27 protein-coding genes are annotated in these 25104 nt (G+C 60.4%); 15 read left to right on the plus strand and 12 right to left on the minus strand.

From position 1 onward, the window contains the following. The 7 genes from AC244Q_RS11210 to AC244Q_RS11240 all read left to right on the plus strand — a co-directional run bounded on the left by AC244Q_RS11210 (position 1) and on the right by AC244Q_RS11240 (position 8648). A complete protein-coding gene (locus AC244Q_RS11210; RefSeq protein WP_128407255.1) occupies positions 1–2388 on the plus strand; it encodes an aldehyde dehydrogenase family protein in 2388 nt (795 codons plus the stop codon). 159 nt (positions 2389–2547) lie between these two features. Next, positions 2548–3003, plus strand: coding sequence for an RbsD/FucU family protein (locus AC244Q_RS11215; RefSeq protein ID WP_128407256.1), 456 nt, complete (start codon positions 2548–2550; stop codon positions 3001–3003). Positions 3004–3014: 11 nt separating this feature from the next. Next, a complete protein-coding gene (rbsK, locus tag AC244Q_RS11220) occupies positions 3015–3947 on the plus strand; it encodes a ribokinase (RefSeq protein WP_128407257.1) in 933 nt (310 codons plus the stop codon). Further along, positions 3944–4819, plus strand: a complete 876-nt coding sequence (locus AC244Q_RS11225) for a carbohydrate ABC transporter permease (protein WP_012757761.1) — start codon at positions 3944–3946, stop codon at positions 4817–4819. The genes rbsK and AC244Q_RS11225 overlap by 4 nt, the downstream gene beginning before the upstream one ends. Beyond that, positions 4816–5844, plus strand: coding sequence for a carbohydrate ABC transporter permease (locus AC244Q_RS11230; protein WP_112846370.1), 1029 nt, complete (start codon positions 4816–4818; stop codon positions 5842–5844). Before AC244Q_RS11225 ends, AC244Q_RS11230 begins: the two co-directional genes overlap by 4 nt. A gap of 44 nt (positions 5845–5888) precedes the next feature. Next, on the plus strand, positions 5889–7343 hold the full coding sequence (locus tag AC244Q_RS11235; RefSeq protein WP_113548319.1) for an extracellular solute-binding protein: 1455 nt from the start codon (positions 5889–5891) through the stop codon (positions 7341–7343). A gap of 216 nt (positions 7344–7559) precedes the next feature. After that, a complete protein-coding gene (locus AC244Q_RS11240) occupies positions 7560–8648 on the plus strand; it encodes an ABC transporter ATP-binding protein (RefSeq protein ID WP_113548318.1) in 1089 nt (362 codons plus the stop codon). A 274-nt stretch (positions 8649–8922) separates the two neighbouring features. Here AC244Q_RS11240 and AC244Q_RS11245 read toward each other — a convergent pair whose 3' ends face one another. Further along, complete coding sequence (locus tag AC244Q_RS11245) at positions 8923–11112, minus strand: OmpA family protein (RefSeq protein ID WP_113548317.1); 2190 nt, start codon at positions 11110–11112, stop codon at positions 8923–8925. 331 nt (positions 11113–11443) lie between these two features. Here AC244Q_RS11245 and AC244Q_RS11250 point away from each other — a divergent pair, with 331 nt between their 5' ends. The 4 genes from AC244Q_RS11250 (at position 11444) to AC244Q_RS11265 (ending at position 14393) form a co-directional block, all read left to right on the plus strand. Continuing rightward, positions 11444–12217 (plus strand): transporter substrate-binding domain-containing protein, encoded by a 774-nt coding sequence (locus AC244Q_RS11250; protein WP_003560025.1) that lies wholly within the window; start codon positions 11444–11446, stop codon positions 12215–12217. Positions 12218–12330: 113 nt separating this feature from the next. Beyond that, on the plus strand, positions 12331–13137 hold the full coding sequence (locus AC244Q_RS11255) for an ABC transporter permease (protein ID WP_003560027.1): 807 nt from the start codon (positions 12331–12333) through the stop codon (positions 13135–13137). Next, positions 13134–13964 (plus strand): ABC transporter permease, encoded by an 831-nt coding sequence (locus tag AC244Q_RS11260; protein WP_012757766.1) that lies wholly within the window; start codon positions 13134–13136, stop codon positions 13962–13964. Before AC244Q_RS11255 ends, AC244Q_RS11260 begins: the two co-directional genes overlap by 4 nt. Before the next feature lie 162 nt (positions 13965–14126). Beyond that, positions 14127–14393, plus strand: coding sequence for an usg protein (locus tag AC244Q_RS11265; RefSeq protein WP_012757767.1), 267 nt, complete (start codon positions 14127–14129; stop codon positions 14391–14393). A gap of 64 nt (positions 14394–14457) precedes the next feature. On the opposite strand, the gene AC244Q_RS11270 is transcribed toward AC244Q_RS11265, so the two are convergent. Next, positions 14458–15183 (minus strand): DUF2270 domain-containing protein, encoded by a 726-nt coding sequence (locus AC244Q_RS11270; RefSeq protein ID WP_012757768.1) that lies wholly within the window; start codon positions 15181–15183, stop codon positions 14458–14460. 115 nt (positions 15184–15298) lie between these two features. Here AC244Q_RS11270 and AC244Q_RS11275 point away from each other — a divergent pair, with 115 nt between their 5' ends. From AC244Q_RS11275 to AC244Q_RS11290, 4 genes are all read left to right on the plus strand, one after another. Next, a complete protein-coding gene (locus AC244Q_RS11275) occupies positions 15299–16117 on the plus strand; it encodes a class I SAM-dependent DNA methyltransferase (RefSeq protein WP_012757769.1) in 819 nt (272 codons plus the stop codon). A 128-nt stretch (positions 16118–16245) separates the two neighbouring features. Next, positions 16246–16932, plus strand: a complete 687-nt coding sequence (locus tag AC244Q_RS11280) for a glutathione S-transferase family protein (RefSeq protein WP_012757770.1) — start codon at positions 16246–16248, stop codon at positions 16930–16932. Then, the gene (locus AC244Q_RS11285) at positions 16929–17270 is read left to right on the plus strand and encodes an ArsR/SmtB family transcription factor (protein ID WP_113548316.1); all 342 of its coding nucleotides are present in this window, start codon (positions 16929–16931) and stop codon (positions 17268–17270) included. The genes AC244Q_RS11280 and AC244Q_RS11285 overlap by 4 nt, the downstream gene beginning before the upstream one ends. Continuing rightward, the gene (locus tag AC244Q_RS11290) at positions 17267–17743 is read left to right on the plus strand and encodes an SRPBCC family protein (RefSeq protein WP_012757772.1); all 477 of its coding nucleotides are present in this window, start codon (positions 17267–17269) and stop codon (positions 17741–17743) included. Before AC244Q_RS11285 ends, AC244Q_RS11290 begins: the two co-directional genes overlap by 4 nt. Positions 17744–17821: 78 nt before the next feature. Here the strand turns inward: AC244Q_RS11290 and AC244Q_RS11295 are convergent, their stop codons facing one another. From AC244Q_RS11295 to AC244Q_RS11340, 10 genes are all read right to left on the minus strand, one after another. Continuing rightward, positions 17822–18289, minus strand: a complete 468-nt coding sequence (locus AC244Q_RS11295; RefSeq protein ID WP_113548315.1) for a DUF1801 domain-containing protein — start codon at positions 18287–18289, stop codon at positions 17822–17824. Positions 18290–18388: 99 nt separating this feature from the next. Then, positions 18389–18859 carry a DUF1801 domain-containing protein gene (locus AC244Q_RS11300; RefSeq protein ID WP_113548341.1) on the minus strand — a complete coding sequence of 157 codons (471 nt, stop codon included), beginning with the start codon at positions 18857–18859 and terminating at the stop codon, positions 18389–18391. 11 nt (positions 18860–18870) lie between these two features. After that, on the minus strand, positions 18871–19107 hold the full coding sequence (locus tag AC244Q_RS11305) for a hypothetical protein (protein WP_113548314.1): 237 nt from the start codon (positions 19105–19107) through the stop codon (positions 18871–18873). A 57-nt stretch (positions 19108–19164) separates the two neighbouring features. Continuing rightward, on the minus strand, positions 19165–19575 hold the full coding sequence (locus AC244Q_RS11310) for an SRPBCC family protein (protein ID WP_012757776.1): 411 nt from the start codon (positions 19573–19575) through the stop codon (positions 19165–19167). Next, positions 19572–19895 (minus strand): ArsR/SmtB family transcription factor, encoded by a 324-nt coding sequence (locus AC244Q_RS11315; protein WP_003540367.1) that lies wholly within the window; start codon positions 19893–19895, stop codon positions 19572–19574. Before AC244Q_RS11315 ends, AC244Q_RS11310 begins: the two co-directional genes overlap by 4 nt. 248 nt (positions 19896–20143) lie before the next feature. Beyond that, positions 20144–20971: an ATP-binding cassette domain-containing protein gene (locus AC244Q_RS11320; protein ID WP_113548313.1), complete on the minus strand. Its 828-nt coding sequence runs from the start codon at positions 20969–20971 to the stop codon at positions 20144–20146. Between the two features lie 10 nt (positions 20972–20981). Then, positions 20982–21818, minus strand: a complete 837-nt coding sequence (gene ssuC, locus AC244Q_RS11325; RefSeq protein ID WP_113548312.1) for an aliphatic sulfonate ABC transporter permease SsuC — start codon at positions 21816–21818, stop codon at positions 20982–20984. Positions 21819–21904: 86 nt separating this feature from the next. Further along, a complete protein-coding gene (ssuD, locus tag AC244Q_RS11330; RefSeq protein ID WP_113548311.1) occupies positions 21905–23092 on the minus strand; it encodes an FMNH2-dependent alkanesulfonate monooxygenase in 1188 nt (395 codons plus the stop codon). A gap of 360 nt (positions 23093–23452) precedes the next feature. After that, entirely contained in the window at positions 23453–24418 is a 966-nt protein-coding gene (locus tag AC244Q_RS11335; protein WP_113548310.1) for an aliphatic sulfonate ABC transporter substrate-binding protein, read from the minus strand. A gap of 200 nt (positions 24419–24618) precedes the next feature. Then, entirely contained in the window at positions 24619–24987 is a 369-nt protein-coding gene (locus tag AC244Q_RS11340) for a hypothetical protein (protein WP_012757781.1), read from the minus strand. Between the last annotated feature and the right edge of the window lie 117 nt (positions 24988–25104).

Genomic DNA, 25104 nt, shown 5'->3' on the forward strand with positions numbered 1-25104 from the left:
ATGACTGTTGCAAAGTATTTCGACGAAATGTCCTACGGCCCCGCCCCTGAATCCGATATCGAAGCTCGCGACTGGCTGGCGCGCCACGCTTCCGGTTTCGGTCACTTCATCAATGGCGCATTCGTGCCCTCCGCGTCGGGCAAGAACTTCGACACGTTCGAGCCAGCCACCGGCAAGGTCCTGGCCAAGCTCGCGAACGGCGGCGCGGCGGATGTGGACAACGCAGTTGCGGCGGCCCGCAAGGCACAGGCTTCATGGGCACGACTGCCGGGCCATGCGCGGGCGCGCCATCTCTATGCACTTGCCCGGATGATCCAGCGCCATGCGCGTCTGATTGCTGTGGTCGAGGCAATCGACAACGGCAAGCCGATCCGCGAAACCCGCGATCTCGACGTGCCCCTGGCGGCCCGTCATTTCTATCATCACGCCGGATGGGCGCAAATCCAGGACACGGAATTTGCCGATCATGTGCCGGTCGGCGTCGTCGGCCAGATCATCCCGTGGAATTTCCCATTCCTGATGCTGGCCTGGAAAGTGGCGCCGGCTTTGGCGCTCGGCAACACCGTCATCCTGAAGCCTGCCGAATTCACCTCGCTGACGGCGCTTCTCTTTGCCGAACTGGCATCCGCGGCGGGCCTTCCGCCGGGCGTCCTCAATATCGTGACGGGAGAAGGCGAAACCGGCGCGCTGCTCGTCGGGCATGAGGATATCGACAAAATTGCCTTTACCGGATCGACCGAAGTCGGGCGCGTTATTCGCGAGCGTACCGCAGGCAGCGGTAAATCGCTGACGCTGGAACTCGGCGGCAAGTCCCCTTTCATCGTCTTTGACGACGCCGATATCGACGGCGCCGTGGAAGGCGTGGTCGACGCGATCTGGTTCAACCAGGGACAGGTCTGCTGCGCCGGTTCGCGGCTTCTGGTCCAGGAAGGCATTGCCGATCTTTTCCACGAGCGGCTGAAGCGCCGGATGGAGACATTGCGGGTCGGTCAGCCTTTGGACAAGTGCATCGATATGGGTGCGATCATAGCGCCCGTGCAATTGACGCGTATCGAAGCGCTGGTGAAAAAGGGAGTTTCAGAAGGCGCGACACTGCATCAGGCCAAGATCGACCTGCCGAAGGGCGGCAGCTTCTACCCGCCGACGCTTCTGAGCGGCGTGCAGCCGACATCGATCGTCGCGACCGAGGAAATCTTCGGGCCGGTTGCGGTCTCCATGACTTTCCGCACGCCGGAAGAGGCTATCCAGCTTGCCAATCACACCCGCTACGGCCTCGCCGCCAGCGTCTGGAGCGAGACGATCGGCTTGGCGCTGAACGTTGCGGCAAAGCTCGCAGCCGGCGTGGTCTGGGTGAATGCCACCAATCTTTTCGATGCCGCCGTCGGTTTTGGCGGCAAGCGCGAATCCGGATTCGGCCGCGAAGGCGGACGGGAAGGTTGCTACGAATATCTGAAGCCGAAGGCTTGGGTCGGTCGCAAGGCGCGCGCGGTAATGCCCGCACTTTCGCAAGTAAAGCCGGTGGCCGGCGATTTTGCCCTGCCAAGCATCGACCGGACGGCAAAGCTCTTCATCGGCGGCAAGCAGGCGCGCCCGGACGGCAATTATTCCCGTGTCATCGCCTCACCCAAGGGCAAGGCGATCGGGGAGGTCGGCGAAGGCAACCGCAAGGACATCCGCAATGCGGTGGTTGCCGCACAGGCCGCCTCCGCCTGGTCGAATGCGACCACTCATAACCGCGCCCAGATTCTCTATTACATCGCTGAAAACCTCAGTGGCCGCGCCGACGAATTCGCCTCCCGGATAACAGCGATGACCGGAGCTTCCGCAGCCAATGCAAATGCCGAGGTCGAGGCCGCGATTTCCCGTCTCTTCACCTACGCAGCCTGGGCGGACAAATATGAAGGCGGCATTCACCAGCCGCCGCTTCGCGGCGTTGCCCTGGCCATGCCGGAAGCCATCGGCGTCGTTGGCATCATTTGCCCGCCGGAAGCGCCGCTGCTCGGCTTTATCAGTCTGTTTGCGCCGTTGATTGCCAGCGGCAATCGTGTCGTCGTGGTGCCGAGTGAGGCCTTTCCGCTTTCGGCCACGGATTTCTATTCCGTTCTGGAAACGTCGGATCTGCCTGCCGGTGTCGTCAATATCGTCACCGGTTCGGCGATCGAACTGGCAAAGATCCTTGCCGCGCACAATGACGTTGATGCGTTGTGGGCCTTCGGCTCGACGGAACTTTCGACGACGGTGGAGAAGCTGTCTTCGGGCAATCTCAAGCGAACCTTCGTGGACAATGGCAAGGCGACGGACTGGATGGACAGAGCCGCTGCCGAAGGCGCGCTATACCTTCGGCGCGCTGTAGATGTGAAGAATATCTGGATCCCCTACGGAGAATAAGGGCTCCAACTCTGGTCATTCGGGCGGGAGGAGAACCGCACCGGCAGGCGAGAACAATGGAATTTGAGGGAATCGCAGAGCTGTAACGGAGCTGCGGTTATCGGGTTCTGTTTTGCGGCACGAGGTGCTGCGAAATGGTGCAACTAAGGGAGGATTTCCATGCTGAAGAATATCGATCCGGCTCTGAATGCGGATGTGCTGCACGCGCTCCGGTCCATGGGGCATGGCGACACGGCCGTCGTTTCCGACACCAATTTTCCTTCGGATTCCATTGCCCGGCAAACGGTGCTCGGCAAGCTGTTGCGCATAGACAATGTGTCCTCTGCCCGCGCCATCGAAGCTATCCTTTCGGTAATGCCGCTGGATACGCCGCTGCAGCCGTCTGCCGGGCGAATGGAAATCATGGGCGCGCCGGACGAGATCCCTCCGGTGCAGCAGGAAGTCCAGGTCGTTGTCGACGGCGCCGAGGGCAAGCCGGCGCCAATGTATGGCATCGAGCGTTTCGCCTTCTATGAGGAAGCCAAAAAGGCCTATTGCGTCATCACCACGGGCGAAAACCGCTTCTACGGCTGCTTCCTGTTCACCAAAGGCGTGATTCCGCCGGAAACCGTATGAGGGGAAACGAAATGAAGGTGGGTGTTTCGATCCTCGGGATTTTCGTCGCCGACACGGCCTATCTGGCCAAGCGCATGCCAAACATTGGCGAAACCATCACCGGGACCGGTTTTGCGGTAGGCCCGGGCGGCAAGGGATCCAACCAGGCTGTCGCTGCAGCTCGCGCCGGTGGAACAGTCTCCTTCATCTCGAAGATCGGCCGCGACACCTTCGGCGATATGGCGCTGAAGACCTATGCGGAAGCAGGCGTGACGCCGAAGGTTGTACAGATGGACGATATGCCGACCGGCGCTGCCTTCATCTACGTCAATGACAGTAACGGCGACAATGCGATCATCGTCTATCCAGGCGCCGCAGGCACCATCGGCGTTGGTGATGTCGAGGCGGCACGCGAAACCATCGAGCAATCGGCCGTTTTCGTAACCCAGCTCGAACAACCGGCCGAAGCGGCGCAGCGCGCCCTCGAAATCGCCCATGCGGCCGGCGTTACCACTGTTTTCAATCCAGCACCGGCCGAGCCGTTTCCGGACACGATCTATCCGCTCTGCGACTATATCGTGCCAAACGAGACCGAGGCGGCGGCGATCGTCGGCTTTCCGCTCGACACGCTCGACGACGCCAGACGGGCTGGCGACGCCTTTCTTGTCAAAGGCGTGAAAGCCGCGCTGATCACCCTGGGTGGTCGCGGTGTGCTCTATCATACGGCCGGGCAACCGGTTCATGTTCCCGCGATCTCGGCGGGAGCAGTCATTGATACCACCGGCGCCGGCGACGCATTTGTCGGTGGTTTCTCGGCAGCTCTCTCGCGGGGCTTTAGTCCGGTCGAGGCCGTGCGTTTCGGCTGCGCGACCGCCGGTATCGCGGTGACGCGGCGGGGTACCGCGCCTGCAATGCCGACGATCGAGGAAATCGAGGCGCTTCTCCAGAAAGGAGGCGCAGCATGACCCGCAACGATCCGGTCAAACACTTCTTCATCTGGCCGGCGTTGCTGATCGTGCTGGTGATCTCGATCTTCCCGCTGATCTATTCGCTGACCACCAGCTTCATGAGCCTGCGCCTCGTGCCGCCGATCCCCGCGCATTTCGTCGGCTTCGGCAACTATACGGAATTGCTTCAGAATCCACGCTTCTGGAGTGTCACCTGGACCACGACGATCATCGCTTTTGTCGCGGTGTCGCTGCAGTATGTCATCGGTTTTTCCGTGGCGCTGGCGCTCAGCCGTCGGGTGCCTGGCGAAGGTTTGTTCCGGGTCAGCTTCCTGGTGCCAATGCTGGTGGCGCCCGTTGCCGTTGCACTCATTGCCCGCCAGATCCTCAACCCGACGATGGGCCCGCTCAATGAGTTGATGACCGCCTTCGGCTTTCCCAATCTGCCGTTTCTGACTCAGACCAGATGGGCTATCGGCGCCATCATTTCCGTCGAAGTGTGGCAGTGGACACCCTTCGTCATCCTGATGCTTCTTGCCGGGCTGCAAACCCTGCCGGAGGACGTCTACGAGGCTGCCGCGCTTGAAAATGCCAGTCCCTGGCAGCAGTTCTGGGGGATCACTTTCCCGATGATGCTGCCGATTTCGGTGGCGGTGGTCTTCATCCGCCTCATCGAGAGCTACAAGATCATCGACACGGTGTTTGTCATGACAGGCGGAGGGCCCGGCATTTCGACCGAAACGCTGACCTTGTTCGCGTATCAGGAGGGCTTCAAGAAGTTCAACCTCGGCTACACCTCCGCCCTGTCCTTCCTGTTCCTGATCGTCATCACCGTGATCGGGCTCGTCTATCTCGCCATCCTGAAGCCCTATCTGGAGAAGCACAAATGAGTGTGCGTGACCTCAAAGGATCCGGCCGCTGGTGGGCGCTCGCAGGCTGCCTGCTCTGGCTGGCCTTCACCTTCTTTCCGCTTTACTGGGTCGCGATCACCTCGTTCAAGTCGCCGCTCGGCGTCGTCGGCGGGCCGACCTATATACCATTCGTCGACTTCGACCCGACGCTGACAGCCTGGAGCGAGCTTCTGTCGGGCGCGCGCGGCCAGTTCTACAACACCTTCATCGCCTCGACGATCATCGGGCTTTCCGCATCGGTGCTGGCCACCTTCATCGGATCCATGGCAGCCTATGCGCTGGTGCGCTTCACCTTCGAGGTAAAGCTGCTGTCCGGCGTGATTTTCGTCGTTGTTGCCTTTGGCGGATATCTTCTCGGCCGTCACGTGCTGGGCTACGGGCAGGCTATTTCGCTGATCTTTGCCTTTGTTGCAGCGCTTGCGCTCGCCATCGGCTCCAGCCGAATGAAGCTTCCAGGGCCGCTTCTTGGCAATGATGATATCGTCTTCTGGTTTGTCAGCCAGCGCATGTTTCCGCCGATCGTCGCCGCCTTTGCCTTGTTCCTGATGTACACGGAAATGGGCAAGTTGGGGTTCAAGCTGGTGGACACCTATACGGGCCTCACCTTCGCCTATGTCGCCTTCTCGCTGCCGATCGTGATCTGGCTGATGCGCGATTTCTTTGCGGCACTGCCGGTGGAAGTCGAAGAGGCGGCGATGGTCGACAATGTGCCGTCGTGGAGAATTTTCTTTGGTATCGTCCTGCCCATGTCCAAGCCGGGCCTGATCGCGACATTCATGATCACGCTCGCCTTCGTCTGGAACGAGTTCCTGTTCGCACTCTTCCTGACCAGTTCCAAATGGCAGACCCTTCCCATTCTCGTCGCAGGGCAAAACAGCCAGCGCGGCGACGAGTGGTGGTCGATATCGGCAGCCGCCCTGGTCGCGATCATACCCATGGTCGTCATGGCGGGCATTTTGAGCAGGCTGATGCGGTCTGGCCTGCTTTTAGGAGCAATAAAGTGACCGTTCGACAAGCCTAGTCATTGTTCAATTCCGGGGAGGAAAACATGAGAAGATTCCTATTGAGTTCAACGGCCGCAGGACTACTTGCTGCGGCGGGCGTCACATCCGCGCTCGCGTGCGAACCGGACTACACCGGTGTCACGCTCACCGCCACGACGCAGACAGGCCCCTATATCGCCTCTGCGCTACAACTCGCGGCCAAGGGCTGGGAAGAAAAGACCTGCGGCAAGGTGAATGTCGTCGAATTTCCGTGGTCGGAACTCTATCCGAAAATCGTAACCTCGTTGACCTCGGGCGAAGACACGTTCGACGTGGTCGCCTTTGCGCCGGCCTGGGCACCGGACTTCACCGATTTTCTCTCGGAAATGCCCAAGGCGATGCAATCAGGTGCCGACTGGGAGGACATCGCGCCGGTTTACCGCGAGCAACTGATGGTTTGGAACGGCAAGGTCCTGTCGCAGACCATGGACGGTGACGCCCATACCTATACCTACCGCATTGATCTGTTTGAAAACGCGGAAAACCAGAGCGCCTTCAAGGCGAAGTATGGCTACGATCTGGCCCCACCGAAGACATGGAAGCAGTATCTCGACATCGCTGAATTCTTCCAGCAGCCGGACAAGGGCCTTTGGGGCACGGCGGAAGCCTTCCGCCGTGGTGGCCAGCAATTCTGGTTCCTGTTCAGTCACGTGGCGGGATACACCAGCCATCCCGACAATCCCGGCGGCATGTTCTTCGATCCTGACACGATGGATGCGCAGGTCAACAATCCAGGCTGGGTGCGCGGCCTGGAGGAATATATTCGCGCCTCCAAACTGGCACCGCCAAATGCGCTGAACTTCTCGTTCGGCGAAGTGAACGCAGCCTTTGCCGGTGGCCAGGTCGCGGAATCGATCGGCTGGGGCGATACCGGCGTCATCGCCGCCGACCCGAAGCAGTCCAAGGTTGCTGGCAATGTCGGTTCGGCATCGCTGCCGGGATCCGACGAGATCTGGAACTACAAGACCAAAAAGTGGGACAAGCAGCCCGAGGTCGTCCAGACTTCCTTCATGGCCTTCGGCGGTTGGCAGGCAGCCGTACCGTCGTCCTCCAAGAACCAGGAGGCCGCTTGGAACTATATCCAGTTCCTGACGAGCCCGGCGGTTTCCGGTCAGGCGGCGATTACCGGCGGCACAGGCGTCAATCCATACCGTCTTTCGCACACGACGAATACAGCGTTGTGGTCGAAGATCTTTTCCGAGCGTGAGGCCAAGGAATATCTTGGAAGCCAGAAGGACGCGGTGACCGCCAAGAACACGGCGCTCGACATGCGCCTGCCGGGCTATTTCTCCTATACGGAAATTCTCGAAATCGAGCTTTCCAAGGCATTGGCTGGAGAGGTGACGCCGCAGCAGGCGCTGGATACCGTGGCTGCCGGATGGAACAAGCTGACGGACGAGTTCGGCCGCGACAAGCAACTGGCAGCCTATCGTTCGTCGATGGGCCTGCCTGCGAAGTAAGCCCATCCTCAACATCTCATCCCGGCGGTGCCGGGATGAGATCAGACATCGTGGAAAGAAGAAGCAAACCATCGCCGCTTAGAGTGCCGTGCGTCCTTTCGGACGAAGGCCGCTCTAACTCTTTCAATCCTCGCATCGTGCTTTCCGAAAATCGATTCCGATTTTCGGGCCGATGCGCTGGGCCAGGCGATGGAATTCTCATGAAAAGGTTACAGCATGTCCCAGGTGCGTTTGGATCAGGTCACCAAATCCTTTGGTAGCGTTGAGGTCATTCCTCCGCTCGATTTGGCAATTGCCGACAAGGAATTCGTGGTTCTTGTCGGGCCTTCCGGCTGCGGGAAGACAACCACCCTGCGGATGATCGCGGGGCTGGAACAGACGACATCAGGGGAAATACGTATTGGCGAGCGGGACGTTACTGCGCTGCGCCCGGGTCTGCGCAATTGCTCGATGGTGTTTCAGAATTACGCGCTCTATCCGCATATGACAGTCGCCGAAAACATCGGCTACGGCATGAAGGTGCGCGGAACGCCGAAGCAGGACATCGATGCCGCCGTTGCAAATGCGGCGCGCATTCTCAATCTCGGTGCCTATTTGAAACGCAAGCCGAACGCGCTCTCAGGTGGCCAACGCCAACGAGTGGCAATTGGCCGAGCGATCGTTCGCCAGCCGGATGTGTTCCTGTTCGACGAACCACTGTCCAACCTCGACGCTAAATTGCGCATTGAAATGCGAACAGAAATCAAGCTCTTACACCGCAGACTCAAAACCACGATCGTGTACGTTACACACGATCAGGTAGAGGCGATGACGATGGCAGATCGGGTCGTGGTTATGAATCAAGGGCGGATCGAGCAGGCCGCTGATCCGATCACCCTTTATGAATCCCCGAAGAATCTCTTTGTCGCTGCCTTCATCGGCTCGCCAAGCATGAATTTCATCGAAGGGCGACTTGTGCAAAACTCCGGTGGAATTGCCTTCCAAGCTGAAGGTGGCGTCGACATTGCAGTTCCTACGCAAAAAGCGGAGCGCCTTTCGGCGGCAGTGGGACAGTCAGTGGTTCTCGGAATTCGACCGGAGCATACTATGGCTGGGGATCCCAACTTTCCAACTGTGAGCCTTCAGGTCGCCGATATCGAGCCTCTCGGTCCATACACACTGGCGATCGGCAAGGTCGGGTCAGCACCCTTTACTGCCCAGATCCACGCGTCATCGCGCGTTGGACCGGATGACAGGATTAGCGTTCCAATTGATACTCAAAAAATGCACTTTTTCCTTAAAAGTACCGGAGACACGGTGGGCTAAGAAGCATCGTGAACTTATACGGCAATCCCCCAAGAGGACATTCGGACACCGCGATCTGCGCCGTATGAATCAAAAGATACGTGGCGTCGGCAGCGCCGCATAGGCGCTAAAGGGCGTGGCAATGCCTCGATAGTCGACGACAATCCGCTCTCCTGCCGGCACCGCCCCGCCGGGGAGAAGAGCGAGCCGCACTTCTCAACCATCCTTCAAGCCACTTGGAAAGAAGAAGCAAGACCGAAATGCCCCTCCCCGAAAATGGGGAGGGGCAACATCGTTACTTGTTGGCAGCGACCGGGCGGACCAGTGCCGTGACGCGGCGGATGGTGACGCGGCGGTTTTCCTGCTCAGGGGCCGACGTGTTGACCTTCAGGTAGCTCTCACCATAGCCCTGCGTCGCCAGATTCTCCGGCGCGATGCCGTAGACGTCGGAGAGCACGTTGGCGACCGATTCCGCCCGCTGGTCGGAGAGGATCAGGTTGCTCTGGTCAGAGCCGACGGCATCGGTATGACCTTCGATCAGGAAGGTTTCGCTCGGATCCTTCTCGAGTACCTGGCTGATCGCGTCGGCGACCTTGCGCAAGGTGCGCGCCTGGGTCATCGGGATATCGGCGCTGCCGGTCGCGAAGGTGATCGTGTCGAGGTCGATGCGACGTACCTTGTCGCGGATACGGGCCGAGTACTTCACCTCATCCAGCGAATAGACGCGCTCGACCGGCTCGACTGGCGGCTCGCTCAGGAACTCGTAATAGTCCCGGTTCGGGTCGCTGCGGGTGTCGATGATGTAGTCGCTGAGCGGCACACGCAGCCGCATCGGCGGCAGGTCGGCACCCGGATCCTCGAAATAGTCGCGGTCCGGATCGTCATAGAGATCCTGCGAATAATAGAGCACGTTCTCGCGTCCGCGGGCATCGACGCGCGACCGCTGGATGATGTCGCCGTAGCGGTTGCGGATCGTCACGATGCGATAGCCTTCCGGCCGCGTGATCGTCTCGCGGTAGCGGTCGCCGGACAGCTCTTCGTAGCTCGGCCGTTCGCCGTCGCGCAGGAAGCGCCTGTCATCGTCGCCGCGCACGATCGTCCTGTTGTCGTACTGGATGATCACACGGCTGTCGTCGCTCCCACGGTCGTCGAAGCGCGCACCGTCGGGACGGACGAATCGTGGCCGCTCGTCGAGCTTCCTGCCCTTCTCGCGCGTCACCGCCTCGAGTTTGACCGGCGCCGGCGCCTTGCCGCCGGTGGCGGCCTGTGCATCGGCATCCGAGGTCGGCACCTTCACCTCCTGGCTGTCGGCGCGCTGCCTGTCGCGGTCGCGGCGGCCTTCCCGGCCCTTGCTGCGGTCGGCATCCTTGTCGCTGTCGAGCACGGCCGCACCGTTCTCCACGGGCAGCACGACGGTCTCGCTGCTCTTGGCCGGATCTGCCGCGATCTTCTTGCGGCGTTCCAGCTCCTCGGGCGAAGCCTTTTCCGGCGCCGGAATAGCCTGCTCCGCCTGCTGGCCGCCGCTGGCATCCGGCAGCGGCTGGGCAGTGTCAGTTGCGGGCGCGGTCGGCTGTGCGCCGGCGGGCTGTTCACCGGCAGGCTTTGCTGCCGTGCCATCTTTGGGCTTTTCGGCGGGGGCAGCTTCCGGTGCCGCCGCCTTGTCTTCGGTCGCCTTGTCTGTGGGTGCTTTGTCTGCTGGTGCTGCAGTCTCACCCTTTGCCGGCTTTTTCTCGGCCGGCGCCTCGGCGGGGGGTTTTGCTTCAGGCGTGGCTTCGGGCTTGGCCGATTCCGCAGTCGGCTTCACGGCTTCGGGAGCGGCAGGCCGAGCTTCTTTTTCAGCCTTGCCCTTGCCTTTATCCCGGCCCTGGGCCTTGTCCTGTCCTTTATCCCGTTTGCCGCCTTCCGGCTTGGCTTCGGGCTGTGCCTGCTCCGCTTCCGGCTGAGCTTCCTTTGCTGCCGGCTGCTGTTCTGGTTCGGCCTGCTGCGCCTCCGTCTTCTTCGGCTTTTTCGGCTTTTCCTGGGTTACCGGCTGCTCGGCCTCGGGCTGCGCTTCTGATTTGGCTTTCCGCTGGGGCTTGCTTTCCGGCTGCTGAGCAGGCTCTTCTTTCGGCGCTGCTTCGGCCTTGGGCGCCTCCGGCTCTGCCTTGGGTTCCGGCGCCGGAGCTTCCTTGCGCTCAGCCTTCGGCTTTTCCGCGGGCGCTTCCTGCTGCGCCGGCTTCTCGGCGGCGGGCGCCTGTTCGGCCGGGGCTTCCTCCTTCTGCTTGCGCTTCTTCTTCAGCAACTCCTCTTCGGAAGGCGCATCCTGCGCCACCTCGGCTGGCGCATCTTGCGCCACCTGGAAGCTGCCCTGCTCGGCCTGCCGCACGGGCGAAGCCTGCGTCGCGACGTCACGTACGGCCGCCATCGCCGCTGCCGGCTGCAAAGCCAGCGAAAGAGAAAGCAACGGAAAAGCCGCGCTTGCGAACAATCTTGATTTCATGCCCATCGGGTTTCCTCGATCCTGTTTGAGCTTCTTGAGGCCGCCAGGCCCTGGTTCCGCCCCTAGCTTCGCATTGAGGCGAAACGGCGGAATGGCAATTGCCGAGCCGCCGATTTGTTCCGGTTCTAAGAAGTTGGGGATTAACCTCGCGTGAATGTTGCAGTCTGCCGGCGTTCATCTCGCCTGCTATTTGCACCGCACAATTGCGATGGGATTTGTGTTGCAATTCCATGAAAAAAAGTCTGATTATCGCCGCAAGGCGGTCTCGGCACCGTTGAACTGCGGCCGTCAGCCCAACAGAAATAAGGAGCGACGGCTACCAACAGAGAGGATCCTCATGCTTAATTCTACCCGTATTTTCGCGGCAGCCTCGATCGCGGCGATGTCCCTTTTTGCCGGATCGGCCATGGCCGATGGCGAGAAATATGTGATCGGCACCGATTCGACCTATCCGCCCTTCGAATTCGTCGATGCCAGCGGCACCATCCAAGGCTTCGACATCGATATCACCAAGGCGCTCTGCGCCGAGATGAAGGCTGAATGCACCTTCGTCAGCACCGACTGGGATGGCATCATCCCGGCGCTCAACGCCAAGAAGTTCGACATGATCGTCTCCTCCATGTCGATCACGCCGGAGCGTCTGAAGCTCGTCGACTTCTCAAACAAGTACTACAACACCCCGCCGGCCATTGCCGTGCCGAAGGATTCGACGATATCAGACGTCGCCGGCCTCAAAGGCAAGGTGATTGGCGCGCAGACCTCCACGACGCACGCCAACTACGCCGAAAAGCATCTCGCCGACACCGAGCTCAAGCTCTATCCGACCGCTGACGAATACAAGCTCGACGTTGCCAGCGGCCGTGTCGACGCCGTCATCGACGACGTCGTCGTTCTTTCCGAATGGGTCAAGTCCGACGCCGGCGCTTGCTGCAAGATCCTGACGACCCTGCCGGTCGACAAGGAAATCAATGGCAACGGCGCAGGCATTGCTATCCGCCAGGGCGATCCGCTCAGGGAAAAGCTGAACACGGCGATCGCTGCGATCCGCGCCAGCGGTGAATATAAGAAGATCCAGGACAAGTACTTCGACTTCGACGTTTACGGCCAATAAGAAATTCGTTATCTGGCCGACGAAGGTAATGGCGGAAGGCTTGCTCTTCCGCCATTTTTGTTTGACAAGGATTGCAAGATTAAAACGGCAAAAGCCGTGAGGGGAATTCTCGCATGGGCGGATTATTTTCCGCGCTGAGCTCCTTCTGGAGCTGGATTGTGCACATATTCGATCCGCTGTGCGGACCCGTTGGCATCTTCACGTGGTTAGGTCAGTCGACGATCCTTGCCTGTGGCGATACCGGCTGGGGCGACGAGATTGCACTTGGCCTGCAGGTCACCATTTCAGTGGCGATCGTCACCCTGCCGATCGGCCTCGCCATCGGCTTCCTGGTGGCGCTCGGCCAGCAGTCGGAGGAAAAGCCGCTGCGCCTGGCGGCCGGTATTTACACCACGATCTTCCGCGGCCTGCCGGAGCTTTTGACGCTCTTCATCATCTATTACGGCATGCAGATGCTAATCCAGTCTCTGCTGACCTTCGTCGGTTATGACGGACCGCCGATCGAGATCAACGCCTTCCTCGCCGGCGTCATCGCGCTTTCGGTCGTCTTCTCCGCCTACTGCTCGGAAGTGCTGCTCTCGGCCTTCCGCGCCATTCCCAAGGGACAATATGAGGCGGGCGACGCGCTGGGGCTGCATCGCGGCCGCACGCTGCGCCTCATCGTCCTGCCGCAGCTCGTGCGCATCGCGCTGCCGGGACTGACGAACCTCTGGATGGTCCTACTGAAGGACACGTCCTACGTCTCGATCATCAGCCTTGCCGATATCCTGCGCCAGACGAGTGTCGCCGTACGCGTGACCAAGGAACCCTTCTTTTTCTATGGTCTGGCCTGCTGCCTCTATCTGGTGCTCGCCATCCTTTCCTCCTTTCTGCTCGTCTATGTCGAGCGCTGGGCCAAGCGTTCGGAGATCCGCCGATGAGCTACGCCGAAACACTGATCCCGCCGCAGCCCGCACCCCGGGAAGTGATGAAGCCGATGACACCGGCGCGCATGGCCGGCTATATCCTCGTCGCTCTCTGGGCTCTGCTTGGGGTGCTCCTGGTGATCTCCGTCATCAATGGCTGGGATCCGGAAAAATTCACCCGCTACGGGCCGCGTTATCTCCATGGCCTCTGGATAACGCTGAGCCTCGTTTTCATTTCCGTTATCTGCGGCGCCATCCTGTCGCTGCCGCTCGCCGTGGCGCGCATGTCAAAGAACCGGGTGCTGAATGCGCTGGCCTACGGCTACATCTATTTCTTCCGCGGCACGCCACTGCTTGCCCAGCTGTTCCTGGTCTATTACGGCCTCGGCATATTCCGGCCGCAGCTTGAGGCCGTCGGCATCTGGTGGTTCTTCCGCGAAGCCTGGTATTGCGGCCTCTTTGCCATGACCATCAACACCGCGGCCTACCAGGCGGAAATCCTGCGCGGCGCCATCGAAAGCGTGTCGCATGGCCAGCACGAGGCGGCCGCCGCACTCGGCATTCACAAGTTCATCGCCTTCCGCAAGATCATCCTGCCGCAGGCTCTCATCGTCGCACTTCGCCCTTATGGCAACGAAATCATCCTGCTGATCAAGGGCTCGGCGGTCGTCGCCATCATCACCGTACTCGACCTGATGGGCGAAACCCGTTACGCCTTCTCCCGCACTTTCGACTACCAGACCTATCTCTGGGCGGCGATCTTCTACCTCACCATCGTCGAAGCCTTACGCCATCTCTGGGCCTGGTTCGAGCGCCGCCTGACCCGGCATCTCAAGCGCTGAGCCTTTGGCAGCACTCTCGGGACGATGCTGCCAAACCATTGATATTAAAAATAAATTGCCCTTTTACGAAGTATCTGTAAAGCTTCCGTTAACCACTCGCATGTTTCCATATCATGCAGCGCTAATAAGCGCGCGAGTGGGAACAAGAAGAAGCGGAATACGATGCACAAGGAAATGGAAAAACAACTGAAGGGCTATGGTCTGACGACCGCCCAGATCCTCTACCGCCTGCCGGACCACCCGGTGATCCTACAAACCTATGTCTGGCAGGATTACGACCTCGCCCCCGATTTTCCCGAAATGCGCGGCTTCCTGAAATTCTGGGAAGAGAAGCTCGACGGACCGCTGCATTCGGTGCGCTACATCCACCGCAAGCTGATCTCGGCAACCGAGTGGCGGGCACTGAAGGGCGAGTTGATCCTGCACTGATCGGTTCTGGAGCATGATGCCGAAAAGTGTGAACGGCTTTTCGTAGAACATCATGCTCACCAGATCAGACATGTGCTTCGCCATGGCCGAATTCGCCTTCGTCGCGATCCGAGCGCAGGGCGAAACCGAGCATGCCGACATAGAAGGCGATGACGATTGCAATGACCGCAAGGCCGGGAACCGGCCCGAGCACGGCATTGTCGATGACATAGGCCCATGACTGCGCCTGCAGCGCCGGCATTCCCTCCGTCTGCAGTTTCGGCGTCGAGATCTTCAGGCACCAGGCGAGCAACAGGATGAAATACATCCAGCCGTAATTGCGTTTAAGCCGGCGGTGCATCGCCTCTTGATAGCTGAGCAGAAAGCGCGGCTTGCGCAGGCTACTGGCGACCACCACTGCCCATTCGCTGCCGGCATTGGGGTCGGGCGCCAGAATCTGTGCGAAATAGCAGCGCTCGATCTGGCGAATGCGAGCGCGATAGATATCGAAGAAGCGGTAGCGCCGCGCCTCGATCATCAGAAGCAGCGTCACCAGCATCATCCCGAACAACAGCACTCCGTGATGCGAGGTCGGCGTCGACAGCGACACCGAGAGGAGTGCGGCGACCACCGTGATCGCCCAGTTGGACGTCCGGTCGATGCGGTCGCGCCAGCTCGTCATCCGCCCGAGTTCACCGCGGTAATAATGGCAGAGCGTATTGGTGACCTCGCCTGGTGTGCTAGGCAGCAGCAATGGCCACCCGCCCTCTCCTTCCCTTGCCGATGAAGTCCCGTCTTCCTCCATTTTCATGGCTCATTCCTCCCTTCGTCTTCTTTTCGGCCATTCTGCGCCCGCAATCGCGCCATTGCAAAACATCGAAAGCCGTCTTAGACGCATGCCTGAAACAAAAGGACGATGGACTGTGATGGCAAAGAAGATCGACGAAGATGCCCTTGGCGAGGCCTACAACCGCGCGCTGGAGCTGGAAAAGGCCGGAGATGTTGATGCGGCCGTTGCAGCCTATGAGGAAGTCCTGGCACTCGATCCCGACGATCACGGTGGTGCGGCCGTACGCATCGCCGCGATGGGCCGCGGCGAAACGCCGGTCAAGGCGCCCGATGCCTATGTCGAGACCTTGTTCGACCAGCATGCCGAGGTTTTCGAGGACGTGCTCGTCGAGCAGCTCGGCTATCACGTGCCGATGCTGGTGCGCCAGCGCCTGCAGGCGCTGAAGCTCGGACCGTTCAAGCGGCTGCTCGATCTCGGCTGCGGCACGGGCCTCACCGGCGGCGCGCTACGCGACCTCTGCGCTGATATGACCGGCATCGACATATCGGAGAAAATGGTCGAGATCGCCCATGAGAAGGATCTCTACGAGACGCTCTTCGTCGCCGAGGTCGAGGATTTCCTCGACGACAACGACGAGGAAGCCTTCGACATCATCGCCGCCACCGACGTGCTGCCCTATCTCGGCGCACTCGAACCGCTGTTCTTCGGCGCCGCCGAGAACATAATGCCGGGCGGATTGTTCATCTTCTCCTCGGAAACCCTGCCTGAGGAAATTCTCGCCGGCCGCGCCTATATGGTCGGCCCGCACCAGCGCTTCGCTCATGCCGACGCCTATGTCAGAGAACGCCTGACGGCCACGGGTTTCGAACTCGTCGAGATATCGGATATCAACGTGCGCATGGAAGAAGGCCGGCCGACACCAGGCCATTTGGTGATCGCCCGGTATAATGGCTGACGCCAACACCTGGTAGATCGGCTGACGGAATACTTGCACGGTTGGCGAAGTATCTGTTGCGAAATGTGTCATGACCTGATAGTTAGTCGATCGGTAAAGTTTACCGCAACGATAGGAAAGGTCGCCGCATGTCGCTCGTGCTCTATGGGCATCCGCTCGCCTCTTTCTGCCACAAAGTACTTATCGCGCTTTATGAAAACGGCACTCCCTTCGAGAATCGCATCGTCGATCTTTCCGACGAAAGCTCGCGCGCCGATCTCTTTCGCTTCTGGCCGATCGGCAAGATGCCGCTGCTGCGGGACGAGGCGCGCGACAGCACCATTCCCGAGACATCGATCATTATCGAATATCTCGAGCAATATTATGCCGGCCCCGTTCGCCTGCTGCCGCCGGAGATCGACCGGGCGCTGCAGGTTCGTCTCTGGGATCGCTTTTTCGACCACTATGTCCAGGCGCCGATGCAGACCATCGTCAGCAATCGCCGGCGCCCCGACGGCACGGCGGACGAGATTGAGGTAGCCGCCGCCAGGGCGACACTCGCCACCGCCTATGCAATGATCGAAAAGCAGCTCGCCGACAAGCAATGGATATCAGGTGACGGCTTCACCATGGCCGATTGCGCCGCCGCCCCCGCCCTTTTCTATGCCGAAACGCTGGTTCCGTTTTCATCGGAACACCCGAACCTTCGCGGCTATTACGATCGGCTGCTGGCACGCCCGTCCTTTGCAAGGGCGTTGGATGAGGCCAGCCCCTACTTCAAGTTCTATCCCTACAAAGAGAGGCTGCCGGCCCGCTTCCGGGATGCGGCGGGATGATCGAAAGCCAGGCAAATCTCGACCGCATGTTCCATGCGCTTTCCGACCGCAGCCGCCGCGGCATGATCGACCGCCTCGGCCGTGGCCCAGCCTCCGTCACCGAACTGGCCGCACCGCTCGCGGTTGCCCTGCCGACGGTGATGAAACATCTGCAGGTGCTGGAGGAGAGCGGTCTCGTTCTCTCCGAAAAATCAGGCCGGGTGCGAACCTACCGCCTGCAGCAGGACGCGTTTGCCGCCGTCGAGCGCTGGGTGGAACAGCGGAAGATCCAATGGACGACCACCTTCGACAGGCTGGACCACTTTCTCGCCAATGAAACGGAGAGCCTTCCCGAATGACGACACGATCCGCCGAACACGCCACCCTCGTCATCGAGCGTCACCTGAAGGCGCCCGTCGCCCGCGTCTTCCGCGCCTGGTCGGTGCCAGAGGCCAAACGCCAATGGTTCGCATGCCATGGCGAGTGGGTGCCGCTGGACTACGGGCTCGATTTCCGCCCCGGCGGCACGGAAAGGAACTACGTCGCCGATACTGACGGCCTTCTGCACGCCTATGACGCCCATTATATCGATATCGTGCCCGATGCCCGCATCGTCTATGCCTATGAGATGAAGCTTGGGGAAAGCCGCATCTCCGCGTCTCTCACAACCGTTGCCTTCGAAGCCGCACCTGGCGGCACGAAAATGATCTTCACCGAACAGGTGGTATTCCTCGACGGCTACGCCGATAACGGTGCCCGCCTCCAGGGCACCGAGATCGGCCTCGACAATCTGGAACTCTTCCTCGAGCGCGAGGAAAGCCCGATCCACTGATCGCATGGCGCACAAAACTGAATCGTCTCGCATGAATCAAGTTTGACGCGATGCGTTTCAGGCGAAATAAGCCAAGCCTCAAGCGTTGCTTGCTTTCTTCCGCGAGCCGGCAGGACGAGCCGCGGCCCGCTTTGAAGTGTTGAGTGTGACAGCACCGCGAATGAGCGCCTTCAACGCCTCCTCGTCAACCTCATCGCCTTCGTGGAAATCGATGGCGCGCCTGGTATTGCCGTCAAGGCTGGAGTTGAAGAGGCTTGAAGGGTCCTCCAGCGAGGCGCCCTGGGCGAAGGTCAGTTTCACCACGCTCTTGTAGGTCTCGCCGGTGCAGATGATCCCGGCGTGCTCCCACACCGGAACGCCTCTCCACTTCCATTCCTCGACCACGTCGGGCACGGCCTGCTTGATGATAGTTCGGACCCGAGCGAGCATCTCGCCGCGCCAATCGCTCAACTCCTCGATTCTCGCATCGATCAAACGAGAAGGAGAGTCTCCGTCCTTCTCTTCGCTGGAGCCGCTCTTCTTCAGGGTTGCCGTGGCTTTATTCATCGATATCTCCCCTTCATCCCTTAAATGCTGATGGCCTAAGCGCCGTGCGTCTTTTCGAACGAACAAAGGACGCTCTAACGCTTAAATCTACGCGTCCGCTCACATTCGTTCGCCGGGCAATTGGCTTGCCTGTTCCACCCAGGCGGCGAGCTGGGCCTCGTCGAGTCGGTCTTCCTCATGAATGTGGAAGTAACGCACTTCCTTTTGTTTGGACTCGCCGGGCGGAACGGGACTGAGCGACGTGCCGCGGAAGAAAGCAACCTTGATGTATTTTGCGAAGCAATGGACACCGAGAAACCAGTCCTGCCCTTCCATGCCATAAAGGGGCGAGTTCCATTTGACTGCCTTGTGTACGTCGGGAACGGTACGGGTGATGAGCGCGTCGAGACGGCGCCCGACGTCGCTTTTCCAGCCCGGCATGGCGGCGATGTAGGCTTGCACGGGAGCGTCGCCGTAACCCTTGGCGATCTGAGGGTTGCCGCCCGAGAGAAGGGTCGGCTCCGCGGTATCAGGCTTGGCGGCTGTCTTCTTCGTGACCTTTGCCACGGCCTTGGATGTCTTCCCGGACATTGCCTTCACTCCTACCCTCCGCTGCGTCCCGCGCCGCGCCACCGGGTGGCATATGGCAGCGCGAACAGGTAGAGACCGGTGAGCAGCAGCAAGGTCAGCGGCAGCAAGGTCAGCGGCAGCAGCGCCGTGAGACCTACCCAGACGGACGATTTCTCCTGCACCATCGCGATGATATTAATTATGACGGCCAGCGTAAAGGCAATGGACAGCCAACGGTGGATCTGCCGAAGCCAGTTATTCCAATTCAAGGGACCCTCCTGCGAAAACAAGCGAAGCCGATGGTGTGATCCGTTTTGGCCGCGGCCTCACTCGATCCGCGTCAGGACCTGCTCGAGATTTGCGAAGAACTGCGGCCAACCGCTTTTGGCACCCCCGTAGGCCTGCCGCTGATCCGGCCGGAAGCCCGACTGCTCCATGCGCAGCTGCGTGCCCGCGCCCGTGGGCGTGAGAGTCCAGGTGACGACACTTTCGAGATCATAGGCAGCCCAGGTGTAAGACAGGGTTTTATTCGGCTCGACTTCCAGGACCTGGCAGTCGACCGAGCCCCAATCCGCGCTCAGCTTGAAACGCTGATCCACGATCGGCACGAAGTCGTTTTTCATCAGCCAGTCCGCAATCAGATGCGGCTGCGTGAGCGCGCGCCAGATCTTTTCCGGCGGAAAAGGGATCTCTCGTTCGACGATGACGGAACGGGTTTCGTTTGAAATTTCGGTCATTGGTCCATCCTTTTCAATAGATCTTCCAGCTGGTCGAACCGGTTTTGCCAAAAGCCAGCCATCTCGCTTGTCCAGTCGACCAGCGGCGCCAGCGCGCCGAGCTGGGCGCTATAATGTGTCTGCCGCCCTTCATGGCGGTCGCGCACCAATCCCGCCTGCTTTAGAATTCCGAGATGTTTCGAGACAACCGGTTGCGAGACCCCGGCCCGAGCCGTCAGAGCCCCGACCGTCTTCTCTCCTTCGCGGCACAGCCGTTCGAAAAGAGCCCTCCGGGTCGGATCGGCGAGCGTTCTGAAGAGCACGTCCTGGGTGTCCGACATCTACAATCCATACCTCGTTGGCTATGGATTAACGTATATCCATGGAGGTATGAATGAGTCAAGCTGAACGTAAAACGAATTGAGGAAAATAGTATTGCTAAATTTGGTGCGCATGGCAGCGCGCGTGGCAGAGATAGGTGAACTTCACATACCCAAGCGGCTATGCATTTTCGCCATTGGTCATGCATGCTCGCACCAATACGCCTCGCCTATGCCGAGGTCATGCAGCATCGCGAATCGCGCTAAGATCAATGGCCGCCGTCGGTGCCGAGAATCGCGGCAAGCAGCCGGCCTTCCAGCTCGGCGAGGCCAGGATGGCCGTGCCGGCGCGGACGCGGATAGGGAATGGCAAGATCGAGTGCGATCCGCCCCTCGTCGAGCACGATGACCCGGTCGGCGAGATGCACCGCCTCGCTGACATCATGGGTGACGAGCACTGCGGTGAAGCCGAGTTCGCACCAGACACGGTTGATGAGTTCCTGCATGCTGATCCGCGTCAGCGCGTCGAGTGCGCCGAGCGGTTCGTCGAGTGCCAGCACGCCCGGCCGGCTGACCAGCGCCCGCGCCAACGCCACGCGCTGCCGTTGCCCGCCGGAAAGCCGCGCCGGCCATTCCCCGGTCTTTTCGCCAAGCTGGACTTCGGCAAGCACGGCGTCGGCCGCCTTCAGCGCCGCCCGCCTGTCGATGCCGTCACCCAGCCCGACCACCACATTGTCGGCGACACTGAGCCAGGGCAGCAGCCGCGGCTCCTGAAAGACGATGCGCGCGTTCGGGCTCGCCTGCGCGCCGCCGGCATCCTCGAAATGCAATTCGCCGGCGCTCGGCTCGTCAAGGCCCATCAGGATGCGCAGCAGCGTGCTCTTTCCACAGCCGCTCTTGCCAATTACGGCAACGAACTGGCCGGCCGGAATATGCAGATTGATGCCGCGCAGTACGCGGTTGGCCCCAAAATTCTTTTCAAGTCCCGTCAGGCTGATCGCCGCGGGCGCACTATGGCCCACCGCGGGTGCGTTCTCACGCGCATAAGCTGGCTCTTCGGCGACGGCGTGAAAACGCTCATGCGCGATCGATGTCATGGCGTCTCTCCTATTTCTGATAGACCGGGTTCCAGGCGAGCAGCCGCCTCTCCAGAACCCGGGCGATGACATCGGCAAGCTTGCCGAGCACGGCATAGATGACAAGGGCGAGCACGACGACGTCAGTCATCATGAATTCGCGGGCATTGTTGGCCATGTGGCCGATGCCTGACGATGCGGCGATCGATTCCGATACGATCAGCGTCAGCCACATGATGCCGAGCGCATATCTGAGGCCGACGAAGATCGACGGCAGCGCGCCTGGAAAGATCACCTTGCGGAATAGCGTCCAGTTGCCCATGCCATAGACCTTGCCCATTTCGATCAGGTCGCGATCGACATTGCGCACCCCGTGATAGGTGTTGAGATAAACGGGGAAGAGCACGCCGAGCGACGTGAGAAACAGCTTCGATTCCTCCCCGATTCCGAACCACAGGATGACAAGCGGGATCATCGCCAGATGCGGAATGGTGCGCAGCATCTGCAGCGTCGTATCGGTCAACTGCTCGGAAATGCGCGATACGCCATTGGCAATACCGAACAGAAAGCCGATCGAACCGCCGACGAGAAGGCCGGCAAAGGCGCGGCCGGCGCTCACCAGCACGTCGTTCGGCAACTGGCCGGAAACCGTCGTTGACCAGAAGGCGAGGCCGACATCGGCCGGCGACGGCATAATGCGCGATGAGATCCAGCCGGCCGAGGAGGCAAGCTGCCACAACGCCACGATCGCCACCGGCACCAGATAGGGGGTCAGCTTGTCCAGGCCGGGCAGCGGCAGGCGCAAACCCGCCTTCCCGGCCTTTTCGGAAGCGACCGACCGTACGAACGGAGTATCGAAAGTCGACATGCATTGTCCTCGCGCTTATCGGGAGCAGGATGTCGCAAGCCGTAAGCGGCTCGCGACGGTGTCACGCTCGGCGTCTTCGTTCGAGCTCAGGAGCCGGAGACGACTTTCAGATTGCCGCCATGGCTGCCGCCTGCGAAGACCTGCTTGCGGCCGAACTCGTTGTTGAAGCCCAGGCGCTGCTGCTCGCGGGTGATGCCGAGTTCTGGGAAAAGCAGTTCGGCGACGCGATAGGCCTCTTCGAGATGCGGATAGCCGGAGCCGATGACCGTATCGATGCCGATCTCCTGATACTCGCGAAGGCGCGCAGCCACCGTCTTCGGCGATCCCACAAGCGCCGTGCCCGCACCGGCGCGCACCAGGCCGACACCGGCCCAGAGGTTCGGCGAGACTTCGAGCTTGTCGCGGCGCCCGCCATGAAGGGCGGCCATGCGCTTCTGGCCGACCGAGTCGGACTCGTGGACGAAGCGCTCCTGCGCCTCGCGGATCGTATCGTCGTCGAGATGGCGGATCAGTCGCTCGGCCGCCTCCCATGCTTCATCATCGGTTTCGCGCACGATGAAGTGCAGACGAATGCCGAAGCTCACCTCGCGGCCGCGTTCGCCGGCAGCCTTGCGCACCTTGGTGACCTTCTCGGCAACCTGTGCCGGCGGCTCGCCCCAGGTCAGGTACTTGTCGACACGGCCGACGGAGAAATCGATGCCGGCATCCGACGAGCCGCCGAAATAGAGCGGCGGGCGCGGGTTCTGCACCGAGGGAAAGCCGAGGCGCGCATTGGTCGCCTTGATGTATTTGCCGTCGAAGCTTGCCGTTCCCTTTTCCAGCAGTTCCTCGAAGACGGTGAAGAACTCTTCGGCATGGGCATAGCGCTCGTCATGCTCGAGATGGATGCCATCGCCGGCTAGCTCCGCCGGGCTACCGCCGACGACGACGTTGAGCAGCAGGCGGCCGTTGGAGATGCGGTCGAGCGTCGTCGCAAGACGCGCGTAATAGGCAGGCGATGCGGTGCCGGGACGGATCGCCACCAGGAACTGCAGCTTCTCGGTTTTGGCGGCAAGGGCTGCCGCCGTCACGAAGGATTCTTCGCAGGCAACCCCGGTCGGCAGCAGCACGCCGGAATAGCCGAGCCGGTCGACGGCCTGAGCGATCTGCGTGAGATAGCCGATCTCGGGCGCGCGGTTGAGATCAGAGGAGCCGAGATAGGTGCCGTCGCCCGATGTCGGGATGAACCAGAGGAAATTGATGGGCTCGGATGTGCCTGTATGGGAGGTGGTCATTGGAAGACGGTCCTTTAGCTGCGGAATTCGAAAATCAACTCGCGTGGTCGAGATAGCTCTCTGTCTGCCTTGCGTAGCGCCGCCGCCGCACAGATGCTTGGGAGGATCGTAGTGGGCGGGGCGGCAAGAAGGCCGGCTGTCTGTCTATGCGCGAGCATCTGAAATATCCCTGTCGATCGGATGGCAGCAGGCAGATGCCTTTCGGTGTCCGCTCGATCGCGAGGATATTGACATAGACTATCAATTAGATCGACAATATCAATTTACTATTCTAATCCGTTTTGGAGAATATTTTTCCGGTTCAGCGGCATGGAGGCCCTCTCCATGCCGCCTCGCGGAAATCTTGGCTCGGCCGGAAAATCAGCTCGCCTTGGGACGCCAGACGATATCGCCGGTCACGAGCTTCTTCGGCAGGATGCCGAGCCCGTAGAACTCGTCTGCGAGTGCTTGCTGATAGGCGGCGGCGGCATCGGTGATGGTCGAGACGCTGCCGAGATCGGCGCCCTTGCGTGTCAATGTCACGCGCGTCACGTCAGCTGGCACACCGGTAATTTCGGAAAGCTCCTTCACCGTTTCGTCGAGATTGCTCTGTGCCGACTTACCGACCTTGGCAAGCTCATCGATCACGTCGACGATCACTTGCCCATTAGCATCGGTAAAATCGCGATTGGCGAGGAAGAAACTGTAGGAGTCGACGATGCCTTCAGCGGTCGTGATGATACGAGTCTCCGGATCAGCTTCGGCAATCGCCAGATATGGATCCCAGATCGACCAGGCGTCGATACTGCCATTCTTGAAAGCGGCGGCAGCATCCGGCGGCGAAAGGTCGAGCTGCTCGACATCTTCGGGCTTCAGGCCTGCCTTGCGCAGAACCTTGACCGTTACATTATGCGCGCTGGAGCCGCGCTTGAAAGCGACCTTTTTTCCCTTGAGGTCTTCAAGTGTCTTGATCGACGAATCCTTGCGCACGAGGATGGCCGAGGCTGCCGGGCTACCCTTGTAGAGACCGACATAATAGAGCTGCCCGCCGGCCGCCTGGGCAAAGAGCGGCGGTACATCGCCGGTCGCGCCGAAATCGAGAGCGCCTGCGCCTAACGCTTCGAGAAGCGGCGGGCCGGAGGTGAATTCCGACCAGCTGACGGTAATGCCGTGATCGGCAAGCCGCTTTTCAAGTGCGCTGCGACGCTTGGCGAGCGCCAGCACGCCGTTCTTCTGCCAGCCGATACGGAACTCGCTGGCGGCAGCGCGTGCCGGCCTGACAGCCGGCAGGATTGCCGTGGCCGCAGCTGCTGCGAAAAGCCCGAGCGTTTGTCGACGTGAAATCATGACTTTCCCCTTTTTTTATGGTGTCGGGCCTGTCTTTCGGCTGGTCGACCCCGTCAGTGGTGAATTCCATGATGATGAAATCTATAATTTATATCGACAATTTTATTTGCAAGTTTCCGCCTTTGCTGAAATTTTGCAGCTCGGAAATCGCCCTTGAGCGGATTTTTTTTCGCGCGCCATATGCTGCCTACCATCCCGGCTCACTCCCGACCTTCCGCGGCCAGCCGCTCCCGGATGAAGGTGGGGCCACCTGTGAGACGCTTCGCAAGCAGACTTGCGGGATCGACCATGCGCCAATAGGGCGTAACCGTCGACACCGGCTCGCCCTTCTCCAGTGCCCCGAAGGATAGCTCGGCGATCGCACGCAAATGCCGCTGCATGGTCACCGGGCAACAGGCGTCTGCCCCGTATTGAGCAGCGAGACGGCGACGGAGAAGGCCGACGTCGGTGAGGACACCTTCCGGTGCCGATCGAATTTGCTCTGCGACCATCTGCTGCGATGGAATAAGCATCGCCTGCATTCCGCTGCGGCCTTTGCGCCGCGGCTTGATCGTCGGAATTTCGCTCATGTCACCTCCCGGAAACATAATGCCCTGTCGCTAATCTAGGGCTCGGCCGAACGGCGGCCAGCCTCATATGCGCCAATCGGAGGGAAGTCCGTCTTCACGGGCTTTTCTGCTCCCGCC

This window comes from Rhizobium sp. CB2179, from assembly GCF_057653455.1.